A 14,234-nucleotide genomic window follows, 5' to 3' on the forward strand; every position below is an offset into this window, starting at 1 on the left:
CCATGAAACACATCCGTTCCATCATCACCCTGGGCTGCCTTGCGGCAATGGCCGCAACGTCGGGTGCGCAGGGCTTTCGCTCTGGCAGCGGCATCACGGACATCATGCGCGCCGGTCCGCGCCTGGGGCCCCCGCCGGCGCAGCGCGCCCCGGCCGCGCCGACGGCGGCGCCCGTGCAGCGGGCGGCTGAATTCATCGTGGCGCTGGTCAACTCCGAGCCGATCACCAACACCGACGTGCAGTCGCGGGTGACGCGCCTGCTCAAGGAGAACCCCGATGCGGAACGCGTGCCGCGCGGCGAGCTCACGCGCCTGGTGCTGGAGCGCCTGATCTCCGAGCGCGCGCAGCTGCAGCTGGCCAAGGAAGGCGGCATCAAGGTCGACGACGTGGCGATCGACCAGGCCGAGCAGACCGTGGCACGCCAGAACGAGATCAGCCTGGTCGAGCTGCGCCGCCGCGTGGCGGCCGAGGGCATCGCGCTCGCGGACTTCCGCAACGACCTGCGCGACCAGCTGCTGCTCACGCGCCTTCGCGACCGCGAAGTCGAGTCGAAGGTCAAGATCAGCGACACCGAGGCCGACGAGTACCTGCGCGACCAGCGCAACTCGACCACCAAGAATGCGGCGTTGCAGAACCTCAACCTCGCGCAGGTGCTCGTCGCCCTCCCCGAGAACGCCACGGACGCCCAGGTGGCCGCCGCGCAGAAGAAGGCGCAGGGCATCGCCGATCGCGCCCGTTCGGGCGAGGACTTCGCCAAGCTGGTGCGGGAGAACTCCGATTCGCCCGACCGCGCCAACGGCGGCGCCATCGGCATGCGCACCGCCGATCGCTACCCGCCGCTGTTCGTCGACGCCGTGCAATCGACGGGGCTGAACGGCATTGCCGGCCCGGTTCGTTCCAGCGCCGGTTTCCATGTGCTCAAGGTGCTGGCCAAGGCGCAGATCGGCTCGCTGGACGCAACCGTCACGCAGACCCAGGTGCGCCACATCCTGCTGCTCAACGACCCCAAGCGCACCACGGCGCAGGCGGTGGCGCAGCTGGCGGAATTCAAGCGCCGTGTGCAGGCCGGCACGGCCGACTTCGCGGGCCTGGCGCGCGACAACTCGCAGGACGCGAGCGCCAAGGAAGGCGGCGATCTCGGCTGGTCGCGCCCCGGCCAGTTCGTGCCCGAGTTCGAGGAAGCCATGGACCGGCTGTCGCCGGGCCAGATCAGCGACCCCGTCGTCTCGCGCTTCGGCGTGCACCTGATCCAGGTGGTCGGCCGCCGCGATTCCAAGCTGACGCAGACCGAGCAGCGCGAAGCCGCGCGCAATGTGCTGCGCGAACAGCGCGTCGAGGAAGCCTTCACCACCTGGGTGCAGGAAGTGCGCGCGCGCGCCTACGTGGAATACCGCGACCCGCCGCAGTCCTGATCCGATGGCACACATCGCCAGGAAGCGGTTCGGGCAGCATTTCCTGTCCGACGGCGGAATCATCGATGCGATCGTTCACGAGATCGCGCCGCAGCCCGGCGATGCGATGGTCGAGATCGGGCCGGGGCTCGCGGCGCTCACGCAGCCGCTGGTCGAGCGGCTCGGGCGCCTGACGGTCATCGAGCTCGACCGCGACTTGGCCAAGCGGCTGCGGGAGCACCCGCAGCTGGAGGTCATCGAGTCCGATGTGCTGAAGGTGGACTTCGCCGAACTCGCGGCCAAGGCCGAGCCGAAGCCGCTGCGCGTGGTGGGCAACCTGCCCTACAACATCTCCACGCCGATCCTGTTCCACCTGCTGGGCTATGCCCACCTGATCGCGGACCAGCACTTCATGCTGCAAAAGGAAGTGATCGACCGCATGGTGGCCAGGCCCGCCACGTCGGACTACAGCCGCCTGAGCGTGATGCTGCAGTGGCGCTACGACATGCAGAACGTGCTGTTCGTGCCGCCCGAGAGCTTCGATCCGCCGCCGCGCGTGGACAGCGCCGTGGTGCGGATGGTGCCGCTGGCGCAGCCGCCGGTGGTCGATGCGGCGCGGCTGGGCGAGATCGTGCAGGTGGCCTTCAGCCAGCGCCGCAAGATCCTGCGGCACACGCTGGGCAAATGGCTGGAGACGCATGGCTTCGAGGGGGCGTTCGACCCTCAGCGGCGCGCCGAGGAAGTGCCGGTGGCCGAATACGTCGCACTGGCCCAGGCCGTTCCCCCATGAAAAAAGCCCGTCGTCGACGGGCTTTTTTCATTCAGGCGGTTGCTGCAATCAAGCGGCGGCCAGCCAGTACCCCGCGTTGAAGGGGCTGCTCATGCGCAGCGCCAGCGGCGACACGTCGACCAGTTTGTCGGTCGGCATTTTTTCGCCGGCCGGCTCGGTGCTGGCGGCGGCCGTTGCGGCGGCGTTGGGATTCACTTCGATGCCATCGAGGGTTTCAGCGTTCGGCTGAGCCTCGTTCGCCCGTTCTGCTTGGCTGGTAGATGCAGAACGGGCTACAGAAAAGAATAGAAGCACCGGAAGGGGACCTTGCGGTCGCCCCAGTAATCCGAAGCGTCCCGGAAGATGTCGAGCAGCTGCTCGCGCGCTTCCTTGTCGAACTTGGCGTTGGCCGGGATCTGTTCGAGCACGATGACAAAACCTGGCTGCGGGCCCGATTTATGCAACGGGTCGGTCATGCAGTCGTACAGCGCGTCGAAGTTCTTGCCGAAGTGCGCCGGGAAGGTGAACTGCTGGGCGATCAGGTCAAGCACGTCCTGCTTGGTCTGGGCGTTGCCCAGGTTGGCGTACAGGAAGTGCTGGCCGGCCGCGTTGGCGGCGTCCTGCAGGTCGTTCACGCGGAACGCGCGGATCGATTGCACGATGTTCGGGCGTACGGCACGAAGGGATAAGGTCATCTCCGCTGGTCTTTCCATAGTCATCATCATTTCTTCGGGGCGCTTGGGGGCGCCGCTCAGGTCGTTTTCATCGCTCATGGCGCAATCCGTCTGAAACTTGCATAGTGGTCTGCCGTGTACCAGCAGGCCTCGGGTGTCGTGCGCTGCTCGCCGCCGCAGATGATTCGCTGGGCACCCCGGTTGCGAGCGCCCGGTGTCGTCACCGTGTACTCCCGGTAGTGGCCGCGCCGTGCCGGCGGCAGGAGACGCTCACGATTGCCAAATACGGTGCCGTCCTTTTCGTACCGGAAGGGGCCACCGTTCAAGATGGCCTGATAGGTTCGCTGGCCCTGTACCGGAAGGTCGGTCAGTGCAATCGATTCCTCAGCGGACGTTTTTCCTGCGCCGAACCATCCGCGAGCCTCGGCCCCGGTCGTCAACGCCAACAGCATCAGACTGGTGAGCGCAAACTTTGAGACAGAGGACGTGATCGAGGCGTAAGCCGCCATGGGACACCACAAGAGAAAAGAGCGGGGGGTTCGAATTGCGCTCAACCTCGGGGTTAACCCGCAAATTCAAGCCCGCGAGTGTGCACCACGCTGGCCAAAATAGCAAGCGACTGCCCAAAGTTTGAGCAGTCGCAAGAAGCGAAAGTGGGCCGCTAAGTCAGCGTCCACTTTCGCCGAGTGGCCTATCTCTCGGCGTTTGCGTCAGCCACTGTCAAGGCTGTCATGTTCACGATGCGGCGAACAGTCGCGCTGGCCGTGAGAATGTGCACAGGTTTGGCCGCGCCGAGCAGAACCGGGCCGATCGCGATGTTGCCGCCTGCTGCAGTTTTGAGCAGGTTGTACGAAATATTGGCCGCGTCGATGTTCGGAAAAACCAACAGATTGGCGTCGCCCGCCAGCGCGCTGTGCGGCATGACGACCGCGCGCTGCTTGCTGTCCAGGGCCACGTCGCCGTGCATTTCGCCGTCCACTTCGAGCCAGGGGGCCTGCACGCGCAAGAGGTCCAGGGTCTTGCGCATCTTGATGGCGCTGGGCTCGTTGCTCGTGCCGAAGTTCGAATGCGACAGCAGCGCCGCCTTGGGCTTCAAGCCAAAGCGCATCATTTCCTCGGCCGCCATCGTCGTGATCTCGGCCAGCTCCTCGGGCGAGGGGTCGTAGTTGACGTGCGTGTCGACCAGGAACACCTGGCGGTCGGGCAAGAGCAGGCCGTTCATGCAGGCGTAAACCGGCACGTCCTGCGGGGTGCTCTCGCAGCCGCCGGGGCGCTTGCCGATCACCTGGTCGATGTAGTGCAGGTGGATCAGCGTGGTGCCCCAGGTGCCGCAGATCATGCCGTCGACCTCGTCCTTGTGCAGCAGCATCGCGCCGATCAGCGTGAGGCGGCGGCGCATCTCGATCTTGGCGGTCTGCACCGTCTGGCCCTTGCGCTCGGTCATGCGGTGGTAGGTCTGCCAGAAGTCGCGGTAGCGGTGGTCCTGCTCGACGTTGACGATGTCGTAGTCCAGCTCTTCCTTCAGGCGCAGGCCAAATTTCTCGATGCGCTGCGCGATGACGGCCGGGCGGCCAATCAGTGTCGGGCGCGCGATGCCTTCGTCGACCACGATCTGCGCGGCGCGCAGCACGCGTTCTTCCTCGCCCTCGCAGTACGCCACGCGCTTTTTCTGCGCCCGGCGGGCCGCTTCGAAGATCGGCTTCATCGTCGTGCCCGAGGCATAGACGAAGTTCTGCAGCTTGTCGCGGTAGGCGTCCATGTCCTTGATCGGACGCGTTGCCACACCGCTTTCCTCGGCCGCCTTGGCAACCGCCGGCGCGATCTTCATCATGAGACGCGGATCGAAGGGCTTCGGAATCAGGTATTCGGGGCCGAAGGACAGCTTTTCACCGACGTACGCGGCAGCGACACGTTCGCTTTGCTCGGCCTGCGCCAGATCGGCAATCGCGTGCACCGCGGCGATTTCCATCTCGTCGGTGATCGTGGTTGCACCGGAATCGAGCGCGCCGCGGAAGATGTACGGGAAGCACAGGACGTTGTTGACCTGGTTCGGATAGTCGGTGCGGCCCGTGGCCATGATCACGTCGGGGCGCACTGCGTGCGCGTCTTCGGGGGCGATCTCGGGGTTCGGGTTGGCCAGCGCGAAGATGACCGGCTTGGCCGCCATGCTGGCGACCATCTCGGGCTTGAGCACGCCACCGGCCGAGAGGCCCAGGAACACGTCGGCACCGACGATCACCTGCGCGAGCTTACGCAGCTCGGTTTTCTGCATGTACTGGCGCTTGTCGTCGTCCATCAGCTCTTCGCGGCCTTCGTAGACCACGCCGGCCAGGTCGGTGACGAACACGTTCTCGCGCTTCAGACCCACCTTGAGCAGCAGGTTCAGGCAGGCCAGCGCCGCGGCGCCCGCGCCCGAGGTGACCAGCTTGACGTCGGCGATGTTCTTTCCGGCCACCTTCAGGCCATTGACCATGGCTGCCGCCACGGTGATGGCCGTGCCGTGCTGGTCGTCGTGGAACACCGGGATCTTCATGCGCTTGCGCAGCTCGCGCTCCACGTAGAAGCAGTCCGGGGCCTTGATGTCTTCCAGGTTGATGGCGCCGAAGGTGGGCTCCAGCGAAGCGATGATCTCCACCAGCTTGACCGGGTCCTTCTCGTCGATCTCGATGTCGAACACGTCGACGCCGGCAAACTTCTTGAAGAGAACGCCCTTGCCTTCCATCACAGGCTTGGACGCCAGCGCGCCGATGTCGCCCAGGCCGAGCACCGCGGTGCCGTTGCTGATGACGCCCACGAGGTTGCCGCGCGAGGTGTACTTGAAGGCGTTCAGCGGGTCCTTGACGATTTCCTCGCAGGGCGCGGCCACGCCGGGCGAGTAGGCCAGCGACAGGTCGCGCTGGTTGACCATCTGCTTGGTCGCCGCGATGGCGATCTTGCCGGGGACGGGAAACTCGTGGTACTCGAGGGCGGCACGGCGCAGCTCGGCGCGCTTGTCTTCGGGCGTGGGAGTCGATGAGGTCGAGGGGGTCGAATCGGACATGTGCCTGTAGCTCCTGGTGGCGCTTCTTCTGGGGGCGCCGATTGTAGACCTCGGTTCGTAAAGCCATACGCCGCATGGCCGGTGCGAGGCATGACCAAAAGCACGGGGCGTTGTCAAGACGATGTGGCAATATCCACCGCTCGGACAAAACCTGAAAAAACTCGTAGAGGAGCAACCATGGCCCTGATGGATTTCATCAAGAAACAGTTCATCGACATCATCCAGTGGACCGAGACCGGCGATGGCACGCTGGCCTGGCGGTTCCCGATGGCCGAGATGGAAATCCAGAACGGCGCCTCGCTCACCGTTCGCGAATCGCAGGTGGCCGTGTTCGTCAACGAAGGCAAGGTGGCCGACGTGTTCGGCCCCGGCATGTACAAGCTCACGACGCAGACGCTGCCCGTGCTCACGTACCTGAAGAACTGGGACAAGCTCTTCGAGTCTCCCTTCAAGAGCGACGTCTACTTCTTCAGCACCCGCCAGCAGGTCGACCAGAAGTGGGGCACGCCCCAGCCGATCACCATCCGCGACAAGGACTTCGGCGCCGTGCGCCTGCGGGCCTTCGGCAACTACAGCTTCCGCATCGGGGATGCCAAGCTGTTCCACACCGAGATCTCCGGCACGCGCGACATCTACAGCGTGGCCGACCTGGACGGCCAGCTGCGCGGCCTCGTGCTGCAGAACATCAGCAACGCCATCGCGTCCAGCGGCGTGCCCTTCCTGGATCTCGCGGCCAACCAGATCCAGTTTGCGCAGGCGCTCGCCGCGCAGCTCGTGCCCGAGTTCGAGAAGATCGGCATCAAGCTCGAGAACATCACGGTGCAGAACGTCTCGCTGCCCGAAGAGCTGCAGAAGATCCTCGACCAGAAGATCGGCATGGGCATGGTCGGCAACGACATGGGCAAGTTCATGCAGTACCAGACGGCGCAGGCGATTCCCAAGTTCGCCGAAGGCGCGGCCAATGGCGGCGGCATCGCGGGCGACGCGATGGGCCTGGGCGCCGGCGTGGCGCTCGGCCAGGTGCTGGCGCAGAACCTCGCGCAGGGCCTGAGCCCGAACGCGGCCGCCCAGGCCGCGGCAACGCAGCAGCAACCCGCCGTGGCCGTGGTGAGCCCCGTCGACGTGATGACCACGCTCGAGAAGCTCGGCGAGCTCAAGACCAAGGGCATCCTCACGCAGGAAGAGTTCGACGCCAAGAAGGCCGAACTGCTCAAGAAGCTGGTCTAAACCCAGGCTTCGCGCACTTCGTGTCGCTTCTCCCTCCCCCTTGCAGGGGGCAATGCCTGTGGCCCGGCGCAGCCGGTTCCACGGCATTCCCCTTAACTGCATCTGCTGCCGGCGGCCGTGATGGCTGAGGAAACCGGCAACCAACGCTACTACCGCGCGCCCTGCCCCGGCTGCGGCGCGCCGGTCGAATTCCGCTCGGCGCAATCGACGCACGCGGTCTGTCCCTACTGCCAGAGCACCGTCGTGCGCCAGGGCGAGACGCTCGCGCGCACCGGCAAGATGGCGGAGCTGTTCGACGACTTCAGCCCGCTGCAGCTCTTTGCCACCGGCCGCATCCAGGACAAGCCCTTCACGCTGATCGGCCGGCTGCAATACACCTACCCCGGCGGCCGCTGGACCGAATGGATCGCCGCGCTCGACGACGAGCGCACCGCCATCCTGAGCGAGGACAACGGCGCCTACGTCTTCGCGCTGCCCTTCGACCTGCAGCGCACCGCGCCGCCGCCGGTCGACCTGCGCGTGGGCGCGACCAGCGCGTTCGCCGGCCAGAGCTACACCGTCACCTCGAACGAGCAGGTCGCGCTCACCTCCGCGCAGGGCGAGCTGCCGCACCTGCCCGATCTGGGCCGGCCGTTCGCGATGGTCGAGCTGCGCAACGACAAGGGGCTGGTGCTCAGCATCGACTACGGCACCGCCAAGCCCAGCGCCTACCTCGGCCGCTCGGTGCAACTCGAAGACCTGCAACTTGCAGGCCTGCGCGAGGAGTCCGCGAAAGACGAAAAGGGCCGCAGCTTCAACTGCCCCAACTGCGGCTCGCCGGTCACCGTCAACCTGGCCGACAGCAAGAGCATCACCTGCCGCTCGTGCAACAGCATCATCGACCTGTCGCAGGGCATCGGCGGCGAGCTCAAGCACGCGACGCAGGACGAGCCCGTGCGCCCGCTCATCGCCCTGGGCACCATGGGCCAGCTGCAGGGCGCGCAGTGGCAGGTGGTGGGCTTCCAGCACCGCATGGGCGTGGAGCCCGGCGACGACGAGCACTTCGGCTGGGACGAGTACCTGCTCTTCAACAAGAAGCGCGGCTTCAGCTTCCTGGTCGATGCCGAGGACGGCTGGAGCATGGTCAAGCCGACCACCGGCGCGCCGGTGATGGCCGAGAACGGCAGCACCGCCACGTACCTCAGCAAGCGCTACCAGCAGCAGTACGCCTACAACGCCGAGACCACCTACGTGGCCGGCGAGTTCTACTGGCAGGTCGAGCGCGGGCAGAAGACCTTCAACCGCGATTTCGCCAGCGGCCCGGCGCTGCTGTCGATGGAGCGCTCGGCCAACGAGCTGACCTGGTCGTCGGGCATCAAGCTGGACAGCGGCGTGGTCGCGACCGCCTTCAAGCTCGATGCCAAGAAGGACATGTTCAAGCGCGGCGACGCGCTGCCGGTGAGCGCCGCCTCGGGCATGGGCTGCGGCACGATCATCCTGATCATCGTCGTCATCATCATCCTCTTGATCATCCTGAGCACCTGCAGCGGCCGCGGAGGCTCCTCGAGCGGCTACCGCAGCTCGGGCGGCTCGTACGGGGGCTATTCGAGCGGTGGCGGCCACAAATGACGAAGATGCGCTCGCCCATTGCAATTTCACTTATGACTGCTACGACTGGAGGTCCCCATGGGATTTGAATGGCTGAAACCGGGCGTGGTCCTCGGATCGCTCGTGTACGCGCTGATCGGCGTGATCATCTTCTGGCTGTGCTTTCTCATCATCGACAAGATCACGCCCTATGACCTGTGGGGCGAGATCGTCGAGAAGCAGAACGTGGCGCTCGGCCTCGTGGTCGCCGCGATGAGCCTGGGCATCTGCATCATCGTCGCCGCAGCAATCCATTGAACGAGGAGGCGGCACTGTCCGCGCGCCCAGCCGATGCGCGCGGGCCGCAGCCCATCGAGATCGCCCTGCTCGCCAGCGTGTTCGTGGTCGCGGCCTGCGGGCTGGTCTACGAACTGAGCGCGGCGGCGCTGAGTTCCTACCTGCTCGGCGATTCGGTGCTGCAGTTCAGCACCATCATCGGCACCTACCTGTTCGCGATGGGCGTGGGCTCCTGGCTCTCGCGCTATTTCGACCGCCAGCTGCCGGCGCACTTCCTTCGCATCGAACTGCTGGTGGCGCTGATCGGCGGCGCGCTGCCGGCGATCCTGTTCCTGGCGAATGCCTACGTGCCGAGCGCGTTCCGGCTGCTGCTCTATGGCCTCGTGATGGTCGTCGGCACGCTGGTGGGGCTGGAGATTCCGCTGGTCATGCGCATCCTGAAGCGCAACATCGTGCTCAAGAACCTGGTCTCGCAGGTGCTGACCTTCGACTACCTGGGCGCGCTCGCGGTGTCGGTGGCGTTTCCGCTCATCCTCGTGCCGCAGCTCGGAATGATCCGCACCGGATTGCTCTTCGGCGTCATGAACGCGGCGGTGGCGGTGTGGGCGCTGTGGCTCTTTCGCCATGAACTGCGCCGCGTCGGCGCGCACGCGCTGGCTTGTTTTCTCGCGCTGGCCGCGCTGATCGGCGCTTTCGCCGGGGCCGACCACATCACCACGCTGGCCGAAGACAAGTTCTATCAGGACCGCATCGTCTTCAGCGCCACCTCGCCCTACCAGCGCATCGTGGTCACGCGCGGGCAACTGGGTCATCGCCTCTTCCTGAACGGCAACCTGCAGTTCGCCGAGCGCGACGAGTACCGCTATCACGAGGCGCTCGTGCATCCGGTGATGGCCGCGCAGGGCGCGCCCAAGAAGGTCGCCGTGCTCGGCGGCGGCGACGGCATGGCGGTGCGCGAGATCCTCAAGTACCCCTCGGTCGAATCGGTCACGCTCGTGGAGCTCGACCCGAATATGACCAAGCTCTTCACCGAGCACGAGACGCTGGCCGCGCTCAACGCGCATTCGCTGTCGTCGCCCAAGGTGAAGATCGTCAATACCGACGCCTTCCAGTGGCTGCAGCAGCCGGGCGACATGTTCGATGTGATCGTGGTCGACTTTCCCGATCCGACCAACTTCGCGATCGGCAAGCTCTACACCAACAGCTTCTATTCGCTGCTCGAAAAGCGCCTGTCGGCCAGCGGCTACGCGGTGATCCAGACCACCTCGCCGCTGGTGGCGCGCAAGAGCTACTGGACCGTGGCGACGACCATCGAGTCGGTGGGCCTGCGCGCGACGCCCTATCACGCGCATGTGCCCAGCTTCGGCGAATGGGGCTACATCATCGCGAGCCGCCGGCCCTACCGGATGCCCGATGCGCTGCCCTCGGGGCTGCGCTTCCTCTCGCCTTCGACGCTGCCGCTGATGTTCGACTTTCCGCTCGACATGGCGCGCGTTCCAGCTGAAGTAAACCGGCTGTCGAACCAGACCCTCGTCACCACTTACGAACAGGAGTGGGGCAAGGTCATGGCGCATTAGCCTCGTCATGCAACGGCGCGACTTCCTCGGCGTGGCGGGTGCGGCGGGCGCCCTGGCGCTGGCCGGCTGCGAGGTGCCGCCGCCCATCGAAGGCGGCTTCACCGGCATCGACGTCGCACGAGGCCATGCGATGCGCGACGGCGCGCTCAGGAGCCAGGCGCCGGCGATCGTGAAGCGCACGCGCGTGGTGATCGCCGGGGGCGGCGTCGCCGGTCTTGCGGCCGCGCGCGCCTTGCGGCTTGCCGGCATTGAAGACTTCACCCTGCTCGAACTCGAAGACACCGCCGGCGGCAATGCGCGCGGCGGCATGGTCAACGGCATCGCCTGCCCGCTCGGCGCGCACTACCTGCCCGTGCCCGGCGACGACGCGCGCGAGGTGCAGGACCTGCTGGAGGAGCTGGGTCTGCGCCAGCGCGTGGCGGGCCGCTGGGAATACGACGAGCGCAACCTCTGCCACAGCCCGCAGGAGCGCCTCTTCTTCCACGGCGAGTGGCAGGACGGCCTGCTGCCCATGCACGGCGTGGGCGTCGACACGATCGCGCAATACCGCAAGTTCGCGCAGCGCATCGACGCGCTGCAACACGCGGCGCATTTCGCCATTCCGACGCTCAAGGTCGCGGTCACGCCCGAGCTGCTGGCGCTCGACGCCATTGCCTTCTCGCGCTGGCTGGACAGCGAAGGCTTCAGCGACGCGCAGCTGCGCTGGTACCTGGACTACTGCTGCCGCGACGACTACGGCGCGGGCATCGAACAGGTGTCGGCCTGGGCCGGCATCCATTACTTCGCGAGCCGGCACGGCTTCCATGCGCCCGGCGACCCGAGCGGCAGCGCCAACGACGCCAACCCCGAACGCGATGGCGTGCTCACCTGGCCGGAAGGCAACGGCTGGCTCACGAAGCAACTGGCCGCGCCGCTCGGCGAGCGCCTCTGCACAGGCCAGGTCGTCACGCGCATCGCCGAGTTGCGCGGCGGCGTCGAGGTCGATGCGTGGGATGCCGCATCGAAATCGCTGGTGCGCTGGCAGGCCGAGCGCTGCATCGTCGCGCTGCCGGTGTTCATCGCGGCGCGCGTGGTCGAGAACGCGCCCGAGGTGCTGAAGCACGCCGCCGCGCACGTGCGCTACGCGCCCTGGCTGGTGGCCAACGTGCATTTGCGCGGTCCGCTGGCCGACCGCGTGGGCGCCGCGCCGAGCTGGGACAACGTCATCTACGGCACGCGCGGCTTGGGCTACGTCGATGCGCGCCACCAGACGCTCGACCCCACGCCGCGGGGCACCGTGCTGAGCTGGTACCGGCCACTGGGCCCGAGCAGCTACGACAGCGCCGATGGCCGCAAGCTGCTGCTGGAGCGCCCCTGGACCGGCTGGCGCGACGACCTGCTCGCCGAGCTGTCGGCGCCGCACCCGGACCTGCCCTCGCTTGCCACGCGCATCGAGATCACGCGCTACGGCCATGCCATGTCGATCCCCCGGCCCGGGCTGCTGGCGGAGATCGGCTCGCAACGCACCGCGCCGGACGATGCGCACCGCGGCAGCGTCATCGCGGGGCGCCTGTCGTTCGCGCACGCGGACTGGTCGGGCTACTCGATCTTCGAGGAAGCGTTCACGCGTGGCCACGTCGCGGGCGCGAGCCTGGCATGAAGACGCTGGTGCTCGGCGGCTACGGAAATTTCGGCGCGCGCATCTGTCGTGCGCTGGCGGCGGATGCAAGCATCGAACTGCTGATCGGCGGGCGCGACCTGGAGCGCGCGACGGCGTTTGCGCAATCGCTGGGTGGCCATGCGCGCGGCGTTCGCGTCGATGCGCAGTCGCCCGATCTCGCGCAAGGGCTGGGGTACCTGGGCGTCGATCTCGTCATCCACACCGCGGGCCCGTTTCAGAACCAGGACTACCGCGTGCCGCAGGCCGTCGCGGCCGCCGGCGCGCACTACATTGACCTGGCCGATGGCCGCCGCTTCGTCTGCGACTTTCCCGCCGCGATGGATGCCACCTTTCGCGATGCGGGGCGAACGGCCGTTGCAGGCGCCAGCACCGTGCCGGCGCTCTCGTCGGCGGTGATCGACCATCTCACGGCGGGCTGGCAAGGCGTGCGCAGCATCGATATCTGCATCGCGCCCGCGCAAGGCGCGCCGCGCGGCGAGGCCACGTTGGCGGGCGTGCTCGCGTACTGCGGCGCGCCGATCCGCGTCTGGCAGGACGGCCGATGGACCGAGCAGCCCGGCTGGGCGAATCCGGTGAAGGTGCAGTTCGCGCGCATGCGGCCGCGCCGGGGTGCGTTGTGCGACATCCCCGATCTCGAACTCTTTCCGTCGCGCTATGCGGGCGTGCAGTCGGTCATGTTCCGCGCGGCGCTCGAAGTCGGCATCGCGCAGCAGGCCTTCGCCTTCATGGCGTTCATGCACCGCATCGGCCTACTGCGCGCGCCGCAGAAGCTGGCGCCGCTGCTGCATTCGGCGGGCGGTGTGTTCGATGCGCTCGGCACCGCGCTGGGCGGCATGGTGGTGCGCGTCGAGGGCACCGATGCGCAAGGTGCCGAAGCGCGCCGCGCCTGGCACATCGCCGCCGACGACAACCATGGCCCCGAGATTCCCTGCATGGCCGCGATCCTGCTGGCACGACGGCTCGCGCGCGGCGATGCACTCGCTGTCGGGGCGCATGCCTGCACCGGGCTGCTCACGCTGCCGGAATTCGAGCCCGAGTTCGCGCGCTGGGGCATGGTGACCGACGTGATCGACGAGACGTTGTCCGCCTCATGACGCGGCCGGCCGACGACGATCGCCCGCTGCGCCTGAGCCTCGTCGCGGTCTGGCTGTTCACGGCCTTCGCCAGCATCGTCGAATTGAATGGGCAGAGTCGTCAGGTGCTGGCCGAGGCCGGCATCGCATCGCCGCCGTGGCTGGTGCAGGGGCTGATCTTCGGCGGTGCGGCGGCCGATCTCGCCATCGGCCTCGCGCTCTGGTTGCGGCCCGGTCGCGCCAGCTATCTCGCGGCGCTCGGCCTGATGCTGCTCATGACGGCAGTCGCCACCTTCCTTCAGCCCGCCCTGTGGCTGCATCCGCTGGGCCCGTTGCTCAAGAACCTGCCCATCGCCGCGCTGCTCTGGCACCTGTACCGGCGCGCCATGCCATGAACACCTACCTCGTCCTCAAGTGGCTGCACATCGTCTCCAGCGTGCTGATGGTCGGCACGGGGCTGGGCTCGGCCTTCTACATGTTCTTTGCCAACCGCAGCGGCAGCGTGCCGGCGCAGGCGGTGGTGAGCCGGCTGGTGGTGCGTGCGGACTGGTGGTTCACCACGCCCACGGTCATCCTGCAGCCGGCCACCGGCTTCGCGCTGGCGCACATGGCGGGCTGGCCGCTGTCGACGCCTTGGCTCGCTGTGTCGCTGGGCCTCTTCGTGTTCGCGGGAATCTGCTGGCTGCCGGTGGTGTGGCTGCAGATCCGCATGGCCGCGATGGCCGGGCGGGCGCATCACGACGCCATGCCGCTGCCGCCGCTGTACGCGCGCTACCAACGCTATTGGGAACTGCTCGGCTACCCGGCTTTCGTGGCCATGGCTGCCGTCTTCTGGCTCATGGTGAACAAACCCGCGCTTTCGTTCTGATTCGAGACGGGCCGGTGCGCGGGCCTGTGCGGTTTTCACGCAGACTTCACACACAGCGCCATTGCTTCACAGGCAGTCGGGAGACTGCCAGG

General features: G+C 67.0%; 14 protein-coding genes. 10 read left to right on the forward strand and 4 right to left on the reverse strand.

The window, feature by feature from the left end:
• The first annotated feature begins 2 nt into the window (after positions 1-2).
• Positions 3-1,412, forward strand: a complete 1,410-nt coding sequence (locus tag ACZYRS_RS01370; protein WP_463417843.1) for a peptidylprolyl isomerase — start codon at positions 3-5, stop codon at positions 1,410-1,412.
• A 4-nt stretch (positions 1,413-1,416) separates the two neighbouring features.
• The gene (gene rsmA / locus ACZYRS_RS01375) at positions 1,417-2,181 is read left to right on the forward strand and encodes a 16S rRNA (adenine(1518)-N(6)/adenine(1519)-N(6))-dimethyltransferase RsmA (RefSeq protein WP_463417844.1); all 765 of its coding nucleotides are present in this window, start codon (positions 1,417-1,419) and stop codon (positions 2,179-2,181) included.
• Positions 2,182-2,229: 48 nt separating this feature from the next.
• Here the strand turns inward: rsmA and ACZYRS_RS01380 are convergent, their stop codons facing one another.
• The 4 genes from ACZYRS_RS01380 to ACZYRS_RS01395 form a co-directional block, all read right to left on the reverse strand.
• On the reverse strand, positions 2,230-2,376 hold the full coding sequence (locus ACZYRS_RS01380; protein ID WP_155403714.1) for a hypothetical protein: 147 nt from the start codon (positions 2,374-2,376) through the stop codon (positions 2,230-2,232).
• 77 nt (positions 2,377-2,453) lie between these two features.
• Positions 2,454-2,879, reverse strand: coding sequence for a barstar family protein (locus ACZYRS_RS01385; RefSeq protein WP_086011111.1), 426 nt, complete (start codon positions 2,877-2,879; stop codon positions 2,454-2,456).
• 50 nt (positions 2,880-2,929) lie between these two features.
• Positions 2,930-3,343, reverse strand: coding sequence for a guanyl-specific ribonuclease (locus ACZYRS_RS01390; protein WP_198785430.1), 414 nt, complete (start codon positions 3,341-3,343; stop codon positions 2,930-2,932).
• Positions 3,344-3,525: 182 nt separating this feature from the next.
• Positions 3,526-5,874: an NADP-dependent malic enzyme gene (locus tag ACZYRS_RS01395; protein ID WP_198785429.1), complete on the reverse strand. Its 2,349-nt coding sequence runs from the start codon at positions 5,872-5,874 to the stop codon at positions 3,526-3,528.
• 177 nt (positions 5,875-6,051) lie between these two features.
• Between ACZYRS_RS01395 and ACZYRS_RS01400 the strand changes: the two genes are divergently transcribed.
• The 8 genes from ACZYRS_RS01400 to ACZYRS_RS01435 all read left to right on the forward strand — a co-directional run bounded on the left by ACZYRS_RS01400 (position 6,052) and on the right by ACZYRS_RS01435 (position 14,142).
• On the forward strand, positions 6,052-7,101 hold the full coding sequence (locus ACZYRS_RS01400) for an SPFH domain-containing protein (RefSeq protein ID WP_198785428.1): 1,050 nt from the start codon (positions 6,052-6,054) through the stop codon (positions 7,099-7,101).
• A 120-nt stretch (positions 7,102-7,221) separates the two neighbouring features.
• Entirely contained in the window at positions 7,222-8,709 is a 1,488-nt protein-coding gene (locus ACZYRS_RS01405; protein WP_463417845.1) for a DUF4178 domain-containing protein, read from the forward strand.
• 57 nt (positions 8,710-8,766) lie between these two features.
• Entirely contained in the window at positions 8,767-8,985 is a 219-nt protein-coding gene (locus ACZYRS_RS01410) for a DUF350 domain-containing protein (protein WP_013544332.1), read from the forward strand.
• A 14-nt stretch (positions 8,986-8,999) separates the two neighbouring features.
• Entirely contained in the window at positions 9,000-10,541 is a 1,542-nt protein-coding gene (locus ACZYRS_RS01415) for a polyamine aminopropyltransferase (protein WP_463422436.1), read from the forward strand.
• 7 nt (positions 10,542-10,548) lie between these two features.
• A complete protein-coding gene (locus ACZYRS_RS01420; protein WP_463417846.1) occupies positions 10,549-12,180 on the forward strand; it encodes an FAD-dependent oxidoreductase in 1,632 nt (543 codons plus the stop codon).
• Positions 12,177-13,295, forward strand: a complete 1,119-nt coding sequence (locus ACZYRS_RS01425) for a saccharopine dehydrogenase family protein (protein WP_463417847.1) — start codon at positions 12,177-12,179, stop codon at positions 13,293-13,295. Before ACZYRS_RS01420 ends, ACZYRS_RS01425 begins: the two co-directional genes overlap by 4 nt.
• Positions 13,292-13,669 carry a DoxX-like family protein gene (locus ACZYRS_RS01430; protein WP_463417848.1) on the forward strand — a complete coding sequence of 126 codons (378 nt, stop codon included), beginning with the start codon at positions 13,292-13,294 and terminating at the stop codon, positions 13,667-13,669. Before ACZYRS_RS01425 ends, ACZYRS_RS01430 begins: the two co-directional genes overlap by 4 nt.
• Complete coding sequence (locus ACZYRS_RS01435; protein WP_463417849.1) at positions 13,666-14,142, forward strand: DUF2269 family protein; 477 nt, start codon at positions 13,666-13,668, stop codon at positions 14,140-14,142. The genes ACZYRS_RS01430 and ACZYRS_RS01435 overlap by 4 nt, the downstream gene beginning before the upstream one ends.
• Positions 14,143-14,234 lie beyond the last annotated feature (92 nt).

It is taken from the genome of Variovorax sp. AC194, assembly GCF_979257995.1.

Coding starts and splice junctions, on each gene's coding strand:
- ACZYRS_RS01395 (WP_198785429.1), bottom strand. CDS start 5,874: ATGTCCGATTCGACCCCCTCGACCTCATCGACTCCCACGCCCGAAGAC.
- ACZYRS_RS01425 (WP_463417847.1), top strand. CDS start 12,177: ATGAAGACGCTGGTGCTCGGCGGCTACGGAAATTTCGGCGCGCGCATC.
- ACZYRS_RS01385 (WP_086011111.1), bottom strand. CDS start 2,879: ATGACTATGGAAAGACCAGCGGAGATGACCTTATCCCTTCGTGCCGTA.
- ACZYRS_RS01370 (WP_463417843.1), top strand. CDS start 3: ATGAAACACATCCGTTCCATCATCACCCTGGGCTGCCTTGCGGCAATG.
- ACZYRS_RS01410 (WP_013544332.1), top strand. CDS start 8,767: ATGGGATTTGAATGGCTGAAACCGGGCGTGGTCCTCGGATCGCTCGTG.
- ACZYRS_RS01400 (WP_198785428.1), top strand. CDS start 6,052: ATGGCCCTGATGGATTTCATCAAGAAACAGTTCATCGACATCATCCAG.
- ACZYRS_RS01420 (WP_463417846.1), top strand. CDS start 10,549: ATGCAACGGCGCGACTTCCTCGGCGTGGCGGGTGCGGCGGGCGCCCTG.
- ACZYRS_RS01430 (WP_463417848.1), top strand. CDS start 13,292: ATGACGCGGCCGGCCGACGACGATCGCCCGCTGCGCCTGAGCCTCGTC.
- ACZYRS_RS01435 (WP_463417849.1), top strand. CDS start 13,666: ATGAACACCTACCTCGTCCTCAAGTGGCTGCACATCGTCTCCAGCGTG.
- ACZYRS_RS01405 (WP_463417845.1), top strand. CDS start 7,222: ATGGCTGAGGAAACCGGCAACCAACGCTACTACCGCGCGCCCTGCCCC.
- rsmA (WP_463417844.1), top strand. CDS start 1,417: ATGGCACACATCGCCAGGAAGCGGTTCGGGCAGCATTTCCTGTCCGAC.
- ACZYRS_RS01390 (WP_198785430.1), bottom strand. CDS start 3,343: ATGGCGGCTTACGCCTCGATCACGTCCTCTGTCTCAAAGTTTGCGCTC.